The sequence below is a fragment of the Candidatus Hydrogenedentota bacterium genome, assembly GCA_016791475.1.
Classification (GTDB): domain Bacteria; phylum Hydrogenedentota; class Hydrogenedentia; order Hydrogenedentales; family JAEUWI01; genus JAEUWI01.
In genome coordinates, this window is record JAEUWI010000012.1 from 113,046 (window position 1) to 129,183 (window position 16,138).

The 16,138-nt window shown below is 61.0% G+C and carries 12 protein-coding genes; 7 read left to right on the forward strand and 5 right to left on the reverse strand.

The features are described from left to right. Positions 1 to 9: 9 nt before the first annotated feature. The 3 genes from JNK74_08695 to JNK74_08705 form a co-directional block, all read right to left on the reverse strand. A complete protein-coding gene (locus JNK74_08695) occupies positions 10 to 3,537 on the reverse strand; it encodes an MFS transporter (GenBank protein ID MBL7646249.1) in 3,528 nt (1,175 codons plus the stop codon). An 80-nt stretch (positions 3,538 to 3,617) separates the two neighbouring features. Continuing rightward, positions 3,618 to 4,082 carry a MarR family transcriptional regulator gene (locus JNK74_08700; GenBank protein ID MBL7646250.1) on the reverse strand — a complete coding sequence of 155 codons (465 nt, stop codon included), beginning with the start codon at positions 4,080 to 4,082 and terminating at the stop codon, positions 3,618 to 3,620. 85 nt (positions 4,083 to 4,167) lie between these two features. Beyond that, a complete protein-coding gene (locus JNK74_08705; protein ID MBL7646251.1) occupies positions 4,168 to 4,830 on the reverse strand; it encodes a DUF2726 domain-containing protein in 663 nt (220 codons plus the stop codon). 154 nt (positions 4,831 to 4,984) lie between these two features. Between JNK74_08705 and JNK74_08710 the strand changes: the two genes are divergently transcribed. From JNK74_08710 to JNK74_08725, 4 genes are all read left to right on the forward strand, one after another. Continuing rightward, positions 4,985 to 5,884 carry a TIGR01777 family oxidoreductase gene (locus tag JNK74_08710; GenBank protein MBL7646252.1) on the forward strand — a complete coding sequence of 300 codons (900 nt, stop codon included), beginning with the start codon at positions 4,985 to 4,987 and terminating at the stop codon, positions 5,882 to 5,884. A gap of 96 nt (positions 5,885 to 5,980) precedes the next feature. Further along, the gene (locus JNK74_08715) at positions 5,981 to 6,241 is read left to right on the forward strand and encodes a hypothetical protein (protein MBL7646253.1); all 261 of its coding nucleotides are present in this window, start codon (positions 5,981 to 5,983) and stop codon (positions 6,239 to 6,241) included. A 552-nt stretch (positions 6,242 to 6,793) separates the two neighbouring features. Then, complete coding sequence (locus JNK74_08720) at positions 6,794 to 8,005, forward strand: type II secretion system F family protein (protein ID MBL7646254.1); 1,212 nt, start codon at positions 6,794 to 6,796, stop codon at positions 8,003 to 8,005. Positions 8,006 to 8,203: 198 nt separating this feature from the next. Then, on the forward strand, positions 8,204 to 10,243 hold the full coding sequence (locus JNK74_08725) for a redoxin domain-containing protein (GenBank protein ID MBL7646255.1): 2,040 nt from the start codon (positions 8,204 to 8,206) through the stop codon (positions 10,241 to 10,243). Between the two features lie 125 nt (positions 10,244 to 10,368). Here the strand turns inward: JNK74_08725 and JNK74_08730 are convergent, their stop codons facing one another. Next, positions 10,369 to 10,590: a hypothetical protein gene (locus tag JNK74_08730; protein ID MBL7646256.1), complete on the reverse strand. Its 222-nt coding sequence runs from the start codon at positions 10,588 to 10,590 to the stop codon at positions 10,369 to 10,371. Positions 10,591 to 10,752: 162 nt separating this feature from the next. On the opposite strand from JNK74_08730, the gene JNK74_08735 reads away from it, so the two are divergent. Then, on the forward strand, positions 10,753 to 12,039 hold the full coding sequence (locus tag JNK74_08735) for a PQQ-binding-like beta-propeller repeat protein (protein MBL7646257.1): 1,287 nt from the start codon (positions 10,753 to 10,755) through the stop codon (positions 12,037 to 12,039). A gap of 20 nt (positions 12,040 to 12,059) precedes the next feature. Here the strand turns inward: JNK74_08735 and JNK74_08740 are convergent, their stop codons facing one another. Beyond that, the gene (locus JNK74_08740; GenBank protein MBL7646258.1) at positions 12,060 to 12,506 is read right to left on the reverse strand and encodes a hypothetical protein; all 447 of its coding nucleotides are present in this window, start codon (positions 12,504 to 12,506) and stop codon (positions 12,060 to 12,062) included. Between the two features lie 111 nt (positions 12,507 to 12,617). On the opposite strand from JNK74_08740, the gene JNK74_08745 reads away from it, so the two are divergent. Both JNK74_08745 and JNK74_08750 read left to right on the forward strand, forming a co-directional pair. Beyond that, positions 12,618 to 13,169, forward strand: a complete 552-nt coding sequence (locus tag JNK74_08745; protein MBL7646259.1) for a PadR family transcriptional regulator — start codon at positions 12,618 to 12,620, stop codon at positions 13,167 to 13,169. A 134-nt stretch (positions 13,170 to 13,303) separates the two neighbouring features. After that, entirely contained in the window at positions 13,304 to 15,619 is a 2,316-nt protein-coding gene (locus tag JNK74_08750) for a hypothetical protein (protein MBL7646260.1), read from the forward strand. Positions 15,620 to 16,138: the final 519 nt, after the last annotated feature.

Genomic DNA, 16,138 nt, shown 5'->3' on the forward strand with positions numbered 1-16,138 from the left:
GAGCGTGACTCAGTTCGCTTCGCGATCCAATTCCAGGGCCATGCGCTTGATGGTCTTGATGTCCATCTTGCCCGTACCCAGCACCGGTAGCTCCGCAATGGTGTAAAAGGCGCTCGGTTTCGGCGCCCACAGATTGGGCATTCCCGACCGCGCCAGGGCTTTCAGAAGCTGTTCGAGTTCTTCGGCGCGGAGCGTATGCAGCACGACCAGGCGCTCGCCCTTCTGAGCATCGGGCACGCTGGCGACCGCCAGGCGCTGGTCGGTCAGCTCAAGCAGACTGTGGAGGGTCTCTTCCACCTTGGTATGGGGGACCATTTCGCCCGCGATCTTGCTGAAACGCGCCAGTCGGTCCGTAATCGTGATGAAGCCGTTTTCATCGAGCCGGGCAATGTCGCCGGTGGAGTACCAGCCGTCCCGCAGCACCTCGGCCGTCTTCTCCGGTCGGTTCAGATAGCCGCGCATGATATTGGGACCCTTTACCTGCAACAGACCGTCCTCGCCGGGGGCCCGCTCCGCATCCGTATCGGGATCCACCACCCTCACCTCGATACCGGGTATGGGGCGCCCGATCGTTCCGTGTTTGGTGCCGGGGCTGAAGAAACCGGGCGATGCACAGCCCGGAATATTTGCGGCCACCGCCGGGGCGCATTCGGTGGTTCCATAGCCCTCCAGGGGCTCCACGCCGAATCGTTCGAGGAAGGCGAGGCGCACCCGGGGCGCGAGTTTCTCCGCCCCACATACGACGAACTCAAGCGTGGCGAGCTGCTCGGGCTCGCAGCGTCGTATGAAGCCCTGAAGGAATGTCGAGGTGCCAATCATCAGCGTGCCGCGATAATCCTGGATCAACTTGCCGATAACCTTGGGTTCCAGGGGATTCGCGTGATAGATCCCCCGCACGCCATGGATGAGCGGCAGCCAAAGGGTCGCCATGAAGCCGAAGGAATGGAAGAAGGGCAGGAAGCCCACGATGCACGTGTCGTTGTGGTTCGGAAAGACCTCCAGCGTACCATCGATATTCGCGATAAGGTTCCGGTGCGTCAGCATGACGCCCTTTGGGTCGCCCTCGCTGCCGCTGGAAAAAATAATCGTGGCGATATCGTCCGAATGTCGCGGCGGCGCGCCCAGTAGCCTGTCCAGCAGCCGGGTCGGGCAGGCCAGGGCCAGGATCATGGCGGTGAGTCGATCGACACCGGTGATGGCGGCTTTCAGGTCTTCCATGAAGAGTGTCTCGCCCGGTACCGTCAGGGGCAGGCGTTCCAGCAGTTTCCGCGAGGTCAACACCTGGGTCACACCGCACTGGGCCGCGCAGGAGGCAATCGTCTCGTTGTTGGCCGTATAGTTCAAGTTGATCGGGATCCGGCCCAGCATGGTGAGTGCGATATTGGCCAGCGCGCCCCCGACGGAGGGGGGCAGAAGAACCCCCACCATTTCGTGGCCATCCAGTACTCTTCTCAAGCACCGCGCGAAAACCAGACTGCCCACCAGGGTCTTGAAGTAGTTCAGGCTGCCCGACAGGGAATCGGCCACCGCCGTCTTTCTCAAGTTGCGCCGGGCCATCTTGACAAATCCGTGGTGAAGCAGCCGGAAGCGAAGGGGGCGTTCGGTGTGAACTTCCCTGCCCAGGCGCCGGAGTTGTTCCTGAAGGTGGAAAACATCCGGGAGGGATTCCAACCGTTCGCCATAGCGGATATCGATGGGGAAGGGGAGGCGCTTGGGACGCCGCCAGTGGATCTCGTCCTGGCGGAAGGTATACAGCGATTCCCATAGACGTGACTGGTAAAAGGGAACCGCAACGGCGTCCGTACCTTCAAGGAGCACGTTGTAGTCGTCGGACCAGGCGAAGGGCGTTCCACCCTCTTCCGAGCCGCGCTCCTGGTTAATGCATACGGTGGCGCCACTCTTCAGCAGGGTCCGGATCGTCGACAGCACCGCGGCCTGATCCGCTTCGTTCGCCCCCGCTTTGACCGGAATGATTTGCATCAGACGAGCCAGGCGCCCCATCAGCGGGCGCGCGTAAATCGCCTCGCCCATGACGAAGTGGACCTCGCGATCGGTGCTTGCGTAGTAGGCGAGGCAGTCGATAAAGCTGACCTGAGTGCCGATGAGCAGTACCGGGCCGTCTTCCGGTACCCGATGTCGGTGGGCCACACGGATCCGTATCACGGTGCTGCAGAGCACCCAGAGGCCCGCCCTGAGGAACAGATGGGGGATTCGGATGGAGATGAATACGCCGATCAGGAGCGAGAGTATTGCCGTGACCAGGAAGACCTGGTAGGTGCTCAGCCCCACCGTGCCCAGCCCGATGAATGCGAAATTGGACCCCGCCATACCGACAAAGGTAAGCATGTTCGTGGTCGCGATTACGCCGCCGACGGTGCCTTTCGGAGATCTGTGCTGGATTGCGGCGGCCAGCGGCACATCGAACATGCCCGCGAAAAAGCCCAGGCCGAAGCTGGCGAAGGCAACGAGGAGATAATAACCGCCCGCTCCCCCGACCGCGAGCGTCTCGGCGTCTACCGACGGTATGGCCAGCACGCCCGCAAAGAGAGCCATGCCCAGGGCGCCGATAGGAATCAGCCCCATTTCAATCTTGCCGCGCGAAAGATAGCCCGCCGCGACCGCGCCCACGCCGATACCGATGGTCACCGCGCCGATGAGGCCCGTCTGGAGGGATTCGGAGAGGCCCAGCGTCTCACCGCCGAACTTGATCAGATTGTTGCGTACGAGCGAGCCCGCGAACCAGAAGTACACATAGCCGATGACGACATTCAGCAGCACCCGGTCGCGCCAGATAATTCCAAAATAGCGGCCCATCCCTTTCCAGGGCAGGAGCGGATTGATCGGGATGGCCAGGCCGGGATTGGCCGCCGGGGGGCGGGAGATCAAAAGGGAACTGAACACGCCGCCCATGGACAGGACTACCAGGAACATGGAAACGATGTAGAGTCGGTCTTCGAACATCCCGTGGAGTTTGCCGCCCGCGAGGGTGCCCAGAATGACCGCGGCGAGGGTGCCCATCTGGATGATGCCGTTGCCCCAGGAAAGGCGCGATTCCGGCAAGATTTCGGGCATGATTCCGTACTTCACGGGGCCGAACATGGCGCTTTGAGCGGCCATCAGGAAAAGCAGAAGCCAGATCAACACGATGTTGCCATAGAGAAAGGCCAGGCCACCGGCGATCATGATGGCCACTTCCAGCACCTTCGTCACCGTGGCCAGACGTCCCTTGCTCACGCGATCCGCCAGGGCGCCGAAAAGACTGGGAAACACAATGAAGGGAAGGGAAAAGAGGATGCCCGAAAGGCCGGTCACGTAATCGTAGGGATCCATGGACCAGCCCTCGCGGATCCATGAAAGATCGACATGACCGCCATCCAGACCGGATTTCAAGGTCGCGATCACGCTGAAGACGATCAGCCACTGATACACGTTGTCGTTGAACGCGCCCTGAAACTGGGTCACCACCAGCCCCCAGAAGCCCCGCGCCTGGTAGCGGATCTCACCCGGACCCCGTTCCATTGCTTGCTCTCGTCCCATCGATCCGTTCCTCAAGCGTAAAAGGGCCCAACTGCAAAGCCCTTATCTCATTTGATCCACAATTGTCGGTCGCCGGGCGCTCAGCGCAGGCACCGTTCCCGAATCCGCTCCAGATTCTTCGTCAGCGTCCTGCAGGCGCCTTCATCCAGATCGGCCATGACATCGTATACGTCCCGGCGGTAAAGGGGCTCCACCTCATCGATAAGAGACCGCCCTGCGGGGGTCAGGTCGATGTGATAGATGCGGCGGTTGCCCTCCACCGCGTGACGGGCCACCAGGCCCTTGCTCTCCAGTTTGTCCAGTACGGAGGTGACGCTGGCCCGGGTTACCACCAGTCGCTTGCCGAGATCGGACTGGGTCCAGACTTTCTCCTTGTACTTCAGGCTGAAAAGGACATTGAACTGGGCCTCGGTAAGTCCGAACTGCCGGAAAAGGTCGGAGCCTTTGAGTGAGAGCAGGCTGGCCGTGCGCACGACGTTCAGCACGGCCTCGTGTTTGGCGTCCTGCATGGGACGTTCAAGGTTGAGTTCTTTTTCCAGGGACATGCCGCCTCCTTCTTGACGTAAACTGCTGTCACTGGAATTGTAAATTCTGGCATTGTTAGAAGTCAAGCGATTTCTTGCCTTTTGATCATGCGCCTTCCTCCCTCGTGTAGCGGCACGTCGGATAGCGCTCGCAGGCCAGAAACGCGCTGCCGCTCCGTGGCCCACGGCGGGCCACCCTGCGCGTCAGCGCCGCCCCGCAGCGCGGGCAAGCGGTGGCGGTCGGCAGGGGCCCGGCAGGGGGTGGGGGCGGTGGCTGAGTTGCCATGGCGTCAAGAATCGCCGTGCGGATGCGCTCCGGATCGTAGTCCCGAGCGGCAGGCAGCATGAGCAGGGGAAAACCGGCTTCCGCGCAGGCCCGCGCGATCAAATCATCCCGTTTTCGACGCTCTTTTCGTTCATGGGAGCGGTCATTCAGTTCGATCGCGCACACGATGCGCCCGGACTCCCGATCACAAAGCACAAAATCGAGGTGCTTGCCGGTAATCTGGTTGAAGGCGGCGCGCCAGGCTTTGGGATTGAGTCCCTCGACGGGGAGGAGTACATCGGCGACGCGAACTTTTGCAAAGATTTCCAGGCCGTGGGGGAGGCTCTTCCGGAGGACCTGCATGAATCGAAATTCCGCCGCCGTGAATAGAAACTCACGCCGCGCATACTCGGTCCGGTGGATTCCCAGCAGTCCGGGAAAGGCAATCCGTAGCAGGACGATGAGCAGTACGACGAATGCGAGTGAAATGGAGGAATAGAACAATACCGCCCCCCTCTCCGGTGCGGGCCCTTTGCCCGGGCGTTTATAGCCCAAGCATACGACGCCAGGGAGATTCTACGCAACAGCACGCGGGACTTTTTCCCGTTTCGCCCCCCATGGTAGGATGGGCCGTGCACTTCTGAAGGAGGCTTTCGGTATGCGAATTCTGGTCAGCGGTTCGAGCGGTCTCGTGGGCAGGGCGCTCTGCCCCGTCCTGGAAGCGGAGGGCCATACCGTCGTCCGGCTGGTGCGCAATGACACCGCCCTGTCCGACAATGCGGTTTACTGGGATCCCGCCCGGGGGGTGCTGGCGGGCGAATCGCTCGCCGACATCGACGGTGTGGTTCACCTCGCCGGCGAGTCCATCGCCAGTGGCCGCTGGACACCCGCGCGCAAGACGCGTATTCGCGAGAGCCGCCTGCAGGGTACCCGTCTGCTTTGCGAGCGATTGGCGGCGTGCGGTCCGCCGCCCGCTTTCCTGATCGCCGCGTCCGCCGTCGGCTACTACGGTAATCGCGGGGATGACGTGGTTGTCGAGACCGCGCGGCAGGGCGGAGGCTTTCTGGCGGAACTCTGTGCGGCGTGGGAAGACGAGACCCGCCGCGCGGCAAACGCCGGCATGCGCGTGGTCAACCTGCGTCTCGGTATGGTGTTGAGCGCCCGGGGTGGCGCTCTGGAGAAAATGCTGCCCCCTTTTCGCATCGGACTCGGCGGCCCTCTTGGTAATGGCGCCATGTGGATGAGCTGGATCCATATCGACGATGTGGCGAACGCCATCCGCTTCGTCATGCACCACCCGGAACTCGCGGGTCCGGTCAACACCGTCGCGCCCATTCCCGTCACCAACCGCACGTTCACCCAGGCCCTTGGTCACGTCTTGAAGCGTCCGGCATTCATGACGGTGCCCGCGCCCGTGTTGCGTCTCGCTCTGGGCGAAATGGCGGATGAATTGCTCCTTTCCAGTCTCCGGGCTCGCCCCCAGCGCCTGGAAGATTCGGGTTTTACCTTCCTGTACCCGGATTTAGATGCGGCGCTGGTCAGTCTGCTCACGCCCTGATCGTGGAAGCTCCCGCGCTGCGGCACCGGTGTCTTGGATTCTGCTATCATGGAGCGACCCGGCTCCCGCACAAGCAAGCGACAGGAAGTGCATCACGTGATTAGCATCAGCATCAAAGAAATCCTCATCCTCGCGGCCATCATCGGGGCCATGATCTGGATGAGGATGGCCCGTGAAACGGTGGAAGCGTCCACCAACGAATTTGTGAAGAAACTGCGTGGGCCGAGTCCGGGGCGACCGGGATTTGGCTGGCGCGGCCTGATCATCGCCTTTGTCGTGGGTATGGCCTGCTGCTGCGCCCTGGGTTACATGATTTTTCGCATCATCTCGCTCTACCAGGGCAAGCCGAATGGGTAATTTTTGAGCGGATCTTCCCGGCCGAATTCGGCGCTTCGTCAAAAGTTTGTCATCGCGGCGAACTCTTGACAGATATATGGCAGTTCGATTTGGACGCTTTTCTGCCTTAAGTATTTAATTCACAGATGTTTATGGTGATTTTTGCATCGGGGAAAAAGTTGGCCTCTAAGTTGCTTAACACTACATATGGGTATGTGAAAGCAACCACCCAGTGCCGGCTAACATGTAACAATGTTGACGCTGCCACCAAGCCCGGGTTATGGCAAGGCATCCTGTCGATGCACTGCTGGTAACCAGCACTGAATGGAAGCTTTCTTATACCCTTTTTTGTGTCTAAACGACGCCCCCGACGCGATTGGGTGTGCTCATTCCTGTAAATAATTTACCAAGAAAATACTTGTCTTCTGCGACATAAGTGCTTATACTCTTTATAAGTCGAGGAATAATCGGGGTGAGGATTCAGTCCCGCCCCTGTGACTTGGATGCTGTGCAGGCATGGCCCGCTCTCGTGGGGTCGCCTGCCTGCCCTCTTCAACAAGGAGATTTTCGCGGATGCCGACTTATGCCTACACCGCACGTGCAAAGAATGGTACCAAGCAGCAGGGGACACTCACGGCCGATACCCGCCAGGCAGCCTCGCAGATGCTCCAGCAGAAGGGGCTTATCGCCGACAAGCTCGTTGAGAAAAAAGGACGACTGGCGGGTGGGCCCAAGCTCAACAAGCGCGTAAAAACAACCGAATTGCTGGTCTTTACCCGCCAGCTTTCCACCATCGTCAGCGCCGGTCTTCCTCTGATGCAGGGTTTGGATATTCTGGCCGATCAGACGGAAGATCCGAATTTCGGCGCCATTATCGACGCCATCGCGCAGGATGTGGAATCCGGCGAGACCTTTTCCGACGCCCTGCGCAAGTATCCCAAGGCCTTCCCCGACCTGTATGTGAGCATGGTGCGCTCCGGCGAAGCGAGCGGTGACCTGGACGGCGTGCTCCTCCAGCTTGCCGACTATCTCGAAGCCTCCGAAGAGTTGAAGCGGCGCATCAAGTCCGCTATGACCTATCCCGTGGTGGCCTTCGGCATGATTATCCTGATCGCCTCCGGCCTCATCATCTTCGTGGTGCCCCAGTTTGCCACCATCTTCGAACAGATGGGCGGCACCTTGCCGGCGCCCACCCGCATCCTCATCGCCATCAGTAATTTCCTGCGGTCGTGGTATGCCATTCCCAGCATGATCCTTGCCGGTTTCGCCATTTCCTTCGCCCTCAAAACCTATGGCAAGACGGAGACGGGCAAGTATAACCTGGACAAGGCGAGGCTCCGCGTGCCCGTGTTTGGCATGCTGGCCCGTAAGGTCGCCATCAGCCGCTTCACACGCACCCTCAGCACCCTCACTCGCAGCGGCGTGAACATTCTTCAGGCCCTGGAAATTACCGAGCGCACCGCCGGCAACGAAGTGTTCGCCCGGGCCGTTCGCGAGGCCGCCGACAGCGTGCGCAACGGCGACACCCTGGCCGATCCTCTCATGCGCAGCGAAGTGTTTCCCGCGATGGTGACGCGCATGATCGGCGTCGGTGAAAAGACCGGCGCCCTGGAAATCATGCTGGCCAAGATCTCGGACTTCTATGATGCCGAAGTAAAGGCCCTGGTGGACAGCTTGACCAGCCTCATCGAGCCTATCCTCATCGGGCTTATGGGCGTCGTGGTGGGTGGCATCGTAATCGCCCTGTTCATGCCCATCCTCATGTTGTCCCAGTTGGTTTCCTAACCCTTTGCGAACAATTGATATTCACCGGTCGTTACTTTCGAGTTTCGACCGGTTTTTTTTATTGTCCGGGGGGCGGTCGATGGATGGGAGGGACGCATTCAGCTCGACCGCAAGCTCTCTCGCGGCAGGCAAGCCCCAAAACCTGAAACAATTTTACAGGGTCCAACCTAAAACAACGCCCAAGGGGAATACATAAGCATGAAAATAATGACCCTGCTCACCAGCCTGATTCTGATGCCCCTGTGCGCCGTGGCGGAGGACTCGCCTCCCATAACGCGCGCGGAGAATTTTCGTCTTCTCGATCATACCGGTCGTTCAGTAGAATTGTACCGGGCCGCCGAGGCACCGGCGGTGGTGCTGTACACCCACGGTGTGGGCTGTCCCATCGTGCGCAACAGCGTTCCAGAATTGAACCGAATCCGGGAAGAATTCGCCGGCGCGGGCGTGGTTTTTTACATGCTCAACGCCAATTCACAGGACGCCCGCGCCGATATCGTCGAGGATGTGAAGGAATACGCCATTGCTGTCCCTGTGTTGAAGGATCCCACCCAGCGTATCGTGAAGAGTCTGGGCTGTACGCGCACCGCCGAAGTGCTGGTGCTCGATCCTCAGGACAAGTGGAAAATTCTTTACCGCGGGCCGGTGGATGACCGCTTCGACTATGGAACCCAGAAGGAGGTGGCGGAGAATCGTTATCTGGAGACCGTGCTGAAGTCCCATCTGGCCGGGGAGCTTCTCGAACCTCGAACGCTGGAGACCAAGGGGTGTCTCATCAGTTTTCTGGAGGACAAGCCCGTATCCTACGCTTCCGAAGTTGCCCCGATCCTTCAGGCCAAATGCGTGAACTGCCACTCGGAAGGCGGCATCGGCCCCTTCGCCATGAGCAGCTACAAGAAGGTTCAGGGCTGGTCCGACATGATTCGCGAGACCATCCGCACGGATCGCATGCCGCCGTGGCACGCCGATCCGGAGCACAAGACGTTTCACAACTCGCTGGATCTGACGGTGGAGGAGGCGCGGACGCTGCTGGCCTGGGTGGAGCAGGGGGCGAAGCAGGAAGGGACCGAAGATCCCCTGGCCACCTACACCGTGGCCCACGACAGCAACTGGACCCTGGGCACGCCGGATCATATCGTTCAGTTGCCCGAGCCCCAAAAGCTCCCGGCTTCCGGTGTGCTGGATTATGTCTATGTCAATGTGCCCTCCGGCCTGACCGAGGATAAATGGCTCAAGGGCGTTGAGGTGATTCCCACCGCGATGGAGGTGGTGCACCACGCCCTCATCTTCATCATGTATCCCCGGGAATACCGCCACGTACAGCCCGATCCCAAGGGGGGGCTGGATGGCTTCTTCGCGAGCTATCTGCCGGGTGGCAACGTGCAACCCTACCCCCAGGGTACGGCGCAATTTGTACCCGCCGGTTCCACCTTCGTTTTTCAGATGCACTACAACACCATTGGCAAGGCCGTGGAAGACCAGACCCGCATGGCGCTCTATTTCCACGACGGTCCGCCGCCCGAAGTACTCCATATCCGGGCGGCCACCGAGACCGAATTTGAAATTCCGCCGAACGCCCCGGACCACGTGGTGGAATCGGGGTATCGCTTCCGCGAAGACGCCACGCTGCTCGGCCTGTCGCCCCATATGCATTATCGAGGCAGCCGATTCCGCTTCGACGCCACCTACCCCGATGAGAAAAAAGAGACCCTGCTGTCCGTGCCCTGGTATGAGTTTGACTGGCAGCCCATGTATTACCTCGACCAGCCCATCCCCATGCCCAAGGGCACACGCATTGAATGCGAGGGTGCGTTTGACAATTCAAAGTACAACCCGCGCAATCCCGATCCCAACGCCACCGTGACCTTTGGCGAGCAATCCTACGAGGAAATGTTCATTGGCTACCTGAGCTATAGTCAGCCCTACCGGGCGGAGGATTTCAAACCCCAGGACCCCAATCCGGATAAGTGGGCCGGTTATGGAAAGCCTTTGACGGCGGAAACCCTCACGGGCACCACCTGGCAAATGGGACGCCGCTTCAAGATGCGCTTCGAGGCCGACGGCAAACTCATCATCAACGACGAGCACAAGGGCGCCTGGGCGCTGGATGGTGAGAAGCTCGAACTCAAGGCGGGTTTTCGCGATGTGTCCGCCCGGGTGGTCGTCGACGAGATCTTCATCGACGGTCGACCGCTAATGCGAATCCCGGCGGGCGCGGTCGAAGTCGCGAAGCCGCAGTAAGTTATTGCAGAGATTTATAGGAAACCCGGGGCCGACGCTTAAGTCGGACTCGGGTTTTCTTTTCGAGGCGGTGGGAGGACCGGCGACCGGCGTGTGGGGCGCCATCGATTGGGCGTTCGCCCATCTCAGTTTTCCGTATTGCGCGCCCGCCAGGCATCGTGCCAATCACGGGCGGCCAGAAGCGTGGGCATCGGCGCGGAGCGATCGCTCTGTTCCCACGCGGCCCTCATCTCCGCTACTTCCTGTTCGGTGAAAACCAGGCCGCCCTCCTCCACGACAAACAGGCTCTCCAGGCCGAATCCGAGGTCGGAGAGTATCTTCAGTTCGTTCAAAATCTCAGCTTCCATTGGGGGGCTCCTGATGGCGCGGTGGGGTGTGAGGAAGATGTTTATCAAGCGTGGATAATAACATTTCGGGCCATCGCGGCGTCGTGCTGCTCGACCCCGCGCCATTGTGGTAGGATCATGGCCGTTGTTCGTTGGGCGCAGCTTCCTCCTGGAGACCACTTCATGCATCGCATTCTCGCTGGCATTTTTCTGTTCGCAAGTCTTGCCCTCTCATCCGCGCCGCTGGTTCACGCGGACACCCAGCCCGCGCGCTGGCCGGCCTGGCGTGGACCCGATGGGACAGGGGTGGTGCTGGAGGGCACTCCGCCGCTGAAGTGGAGCGAGACGGAGAACATCCAGTGGAAGACCGACCTCCCGGGCGAGGGCCAGTCCACGCCGGTAATCTGGGATGACAAGTTGTTTCTCCAGACCGCCGAGCCCCTGGGTGAAGCCGCGGAAGGGGAGGACTTCCCCGTCTACCGCTTCAGCGTGCTCTGTCTCGATCGTCACACCGGCACGCTCCTCTGGTCGAAGGCGGTGCGCGAGGAGCGGCCCCATGAAGGTCACCACAAGATGACTACTTTCGCCCCCTTCACGCCCGTCACCGACGGCGAACGGCTCTGGGTGAGTTTCGGCAGTCGCGGACTTTTCTGCCTGAGCTTCGACGGCGAAATTCTTTGGGACGTGCGGCCCGTGCAGATGGAGAAGGACGGAAAGTTCGGCGAGGGCGGTTCACCCGTGCTATCAAAGGATTCGGTCATCGTGCTTGCCGATCACGAAGGGCCCTCCAGGCTCTACGCTTTCGACAAGAACACCGGCGCGATCCGCTGGGAAACGCCCCGGGCATTCGGCTCTTCCTGGGGCACGCCCGCCGTGGCCACCGTGGGCGACCATGAAGAGATTATTACAACGGCGGACGACTGGGCCCACGGCTACAACGCCGCCAACGGGGAACTGCTCTGGAGCTACAACGGCCTCACCTCGTGCGCCGCGCCCTCGCCCGTCATTCACGGCGGCGCGGTCTACGTCACCACGGGCTATGAAGGGGACGCCCTCGCCGCAATCACTCTTGGGCGCAAAGGCGAACTCGCCAGCACCGACGCCGTCCGCTGGAAAGGGGATACCACCGGCTCGGAAGTCGCCACACCCCTGATCTACGAGAACCGCCTTTACGTCTTCCGCCGCATGGGCCCGAAGCTCTCCTGCTACAACGCCACCACGGGCGCCATGCTCTACGAGCACATCGCCGTGCCGGAAATGAAGAACACCTTCGCCTCGCCCCTAGCCGTTGGCCCCCACATCTACATCAACGGTCGCGAAGGCGCCACCGCCATCATCAAGTCCGCCGACCAGTTCGAAGTCGTCGCCATCAACAAACTGGACACGACCCTGGACGCCTCGCCCGTGGTCATCGGCAACACGCTCTACTTGCGCGGCAACAATCGCATGTATTGCATCGCGGCGAAGTAGTTTTACGCGAGCGTGGGGGTTCAGTCTTCCGTCTCACCGGCCGAAGTGCGGCGCTGTGTTCGATTCGACTGAAGTTCGTAGGATTCACGGAGCAGGGGCTCCATCGACGAAAAGGTCGACGCGCTCGGGCTGAGTACGCACAGCCAGTACATTTTTCCGTAAATTGGATGGGGCATGAGGGTATCGAGAACGGTATAGTCAGGTTCCGGGTCCTCTTCCTCCACTCGGGGGAAGAGTGCCCCGAAGGTCTGCTTCCGAACGCCCACGCTCAGCCGGTATGCGCCGGACCGGTCGAGCTGAGAAAAGTTGTCGTAGTCATCATCGCGGGTGACCAGCGTGGCAAAGGGGAAGTTGCGTTCCTCGCCCGCAAAGAAAAACAGATTCCCCATGGCCTCCTGAACCTGCGTGTCCGGAAGCGCATTGGTCAAGGTGTCTATCATCTCGGCAAGGGGAATGGGTGCGCTCATGGCTGGATCCTTCGCATCGGGGTTGACTACTCAAGCTTGAGTAGTGAATCATAGCCCACAGCCGACCCGCAGTCAAATTCCGTCAGCCCTCTACAGCATGGAAGTGGTGCAATGTCCGTAGTCCGATTACTGATTCTTGGTGTGGTTCGAAAGCAGGGGACCACCTATGGCTATAAGGTCCAGCGCGAACTGGAACGCTGGGAAGTGGAAACCTGGACCCGCATCAGACCGGGCTCCATCTACCACGCGCTTAACCAGCTTGCCAAAGAGGGCATGCTCCGGTCCATCGGCGCGGAGCACAGTCCCGACGGTCCGGGGCGCATCGCTTATGAACTGTTGCCTGCCGGGGAGGCGGCCTTTCTCGAACTCGTCCGGAAGGCGCTCCTGAGCTTCGATCTGGAGACGCTGGGCGCGGGAATCGCCTTCATGCATGTCCTGCCCCGTGAAGAAGCCCTCACACAATTGCGAACCCTGCACGCGGCCCTCGCGAAAAACGAGCGCCACCTGAAGGGGCTGGCGCCCAATTTTTCCGATCGCGATACGCCGCCCCATACCGCCGATCTCCTGGAGCTCTGGAGCGGCGCACTGGGGGCAACGAAAGCCTGGGCCAAAAAGCTCATCGCGCGGCTGGAGGCCGGAGACTACACCATGGCGGACGAGTGATGCGCTCGAGGGGCCATGACGCAAACGCGGTGTCCATCCAATCCGCGACAAGCATGGCGGCAGGGTCCGGGATGTGCTAGGGTATGGCAAATGAATGACTCTATCCCAATGGGAATAGTGGAGTAATCCCTCTCATGTATTGGTTCGGGCCTCGCGACGTTCTCTTGTTCTTGCTCGCCGTTTTGTTGCTACCCCTGCGGACGGCACCCGCCGCCGAACGACTGTCGCTGGAAAAGGCCACCATCGTGACGCGCGCGGGTACACCGCTGCCCGGCGAGGCCAAGGCCGCCGTGGTGCTGCGGGAGGAAGTGGAAAAGCGCACCGGCCTCGCGTGGCCTGCGGATACCCGGCGACCAACCGCGGGGACGGTCATCCTGCTTGATGTGGCCGCCGATTCCGGGGGGCGACCGATCGCTTCGGAAGGTTACCATCTGCGCGTTCAGGACGGTGCTGTTTACGTCACCGCCAAGGATGGGCGGGGCTTGCTGTATGGCGTGGGGAAGCTTCTGCGGATCCTGGATTGGGGGCCGAGTCGGGCGAGTATCCCGAGCGACACCGATATTCACACGGCGCCGCGCCAGGCGATACGGGGCCATCAAATGGCGTACCGGAGCCTGGCAAACTCCTACGACGCCTGGACCCCGGCCTTTTATGAGCAGTATATCCGCGAGCTGGCCCTGTTTGGCGCGAACAGCATCGAGAATATTCCTCTGAGTGGTGGCGGGCCTCATCGGAAGACGGCCCCGGCGGAAATGAACCGCCATCTGAGCCAGGTTTGCATTGACTATGGCCTCGACTATTGGGTCTACTCCCCGGTGACCTTCGATGCGACCGACGAGGCCCGGCGGGCAGCTTTCCTTGCGGAAGAGGCGGCGCTCTACGCCGACACTCCGCGCATCGCCCACATCTTCGTGCCCGGTGGGGATCCGGGAGAGAACCACCCCAGCCTCCTCTTTCCCCTCATGGCGGAAATGACCGAGCGCCTTCGGGTACACCATCCCGAAGCCCGAATATGGGTCTCCATGCAGAACTTCGACGACGAGAAGGTCGACTACGTTTTCGACTACCTAAGTACCCACGACCTGCCCTGGTTTGGCGGTCTGGTGGATGGCCCCGGTAGTCCGTACCTCCCCGACACCCGGAAGCGGCTCCCCGGGAAGTACCGCTTCCGGGATTACCCCGACATTACCCATTCCTGCCGGGCCCAGTATCCCGCCGCCTGGTGGGACCCCGCGCTGGCCCGCACCCTGGGTCGCGAAGGGCCCAATCCGCAGCCCCATTACCAGTCCCTCATCCAGAACTGGTCCGCGCCCTGGACCGACGGCTTTGTCTCCTACTCCGAAGGCGCCCACGATGACATCAACAAAGTTATCTGGAACGCCATGGCGTGGGCACCCGGCTCGGAGCCTCGGGAGGTCCTGGTCGAGTACGCACGCTTCTACTTCGGGCCCGAATCGGCCGAGCGCGCCGCGGATGGCATTCTCGGCCTGGAGCAGAACTGGGCAGGCCCCCTCGCGCGGAATGGCGCCGTGGAATCAACCTTGTCCGTGTGGGAAGACATGACGGCGGCGAAACCCGAGCTCGCGAAGAACTGGCGGTGGCAGCTCTGCCTCCTGCGCGCCAAGTATGACGCCTTCATCCGGCGGCGGGTGCTGAACGAACGTGGCCTGGAAGGGGAGGCCAACGCGGTGCTGGCCCGAGCCGAGTCGTTGGGGGCGGACACGGCCATGGACCAGGCCATCGCGATTCTGGCGCGCGTGGATACCCAGCCCATCGCCACCGATTTGCGCGCCGATATTGTGGCGCTGTGCGACGACCTTTTCGAATCGCTGGGCCTGCAGACGAGCGTGGAGAGATACCAGGCCGCCGGTTTGGAGCGCGGGGCCATTCTGGACTACCTCGACCTGCCGATGAACAACCGCCACTGGCTGGAGGACAATTTCTCGCGCATTCGAGGTCTGTCCTCGGATGCGGAGAAATACGCGGCCCTGAAGGTGATCCACACCTGGGAAGTGCCGGGCCCCGGCAGTTTCTACGACGACCTTGGAACCCTCGACCGTTCCACCCACCTCGTGCGCGGCGAAGCCCTGGAAACCGACCCGCTCATGCGCCGCAACCCCAACCCCGGCTTCTGGAAGTGGGAGGAGGGCTTCAATCGACTCCGCCTGTCCTCCCTCGTGAGCATGGACCACCCCATCGCCGTCGTGTATGAGGAGATCGATCCGGCGGCGGACTATGAAATTCGCGTGACGGGCTATCGCATCGACACCCTTGCGGTCAACGGCGTGACGGTGAAGCCCAAGACATTGAATGAGGCCCACGGTGCCGTTGTGTCTTATCTCGTGCCGGAAGACGCCATCGCAACGGGTCGACTACAAGTTAATTGGGGCGACCCCGAGCTCACCGAAATCTGGCTGATTAAGAACCCGAAGGACCGGCTCGGCCGGTAGGGCTGTGCCCGTTTACGCTAAAGAGCGGGCCATGGACGCCATCCACCGACGGCGCATCAATGACCTTCAAGCGGGGCGGCTTCGCTGCGGGATCGCAACCGCCCGAGGGATACCCCGGCCAGGCTCATCGGACGATAAGGGGGCGTGGTGCGCAACCCGTGTCACGCCCGCGACCACCTTCATCGGACGATAAACCTGCCATGCCTAAAAAACTCACGCCCGAAGGGCGGTTAAAGATGCTGAGTGCAACTGACCGAACTCACTAAGAAATACGGGCACCACTCCGATTCAGGCTGAGACAACACAGCCGTACGTCGTGCAACCGGTTTTCGTCTGAATTTAAGTCATCAAAGCAGGGTGTTAGGGAATGAGTTACTATTGGAAGGCTGGGGGTGCGGCGGTCGGACTATCACTGCTAGTATTGGTCGGGGTTCTTGCGTGGTCACTCGCACCTCCTGCATTTGAGTCCATGGTGCGACCAGATGAAAGCCCTGCGGATTCAGTTCGACCACCTGGAGC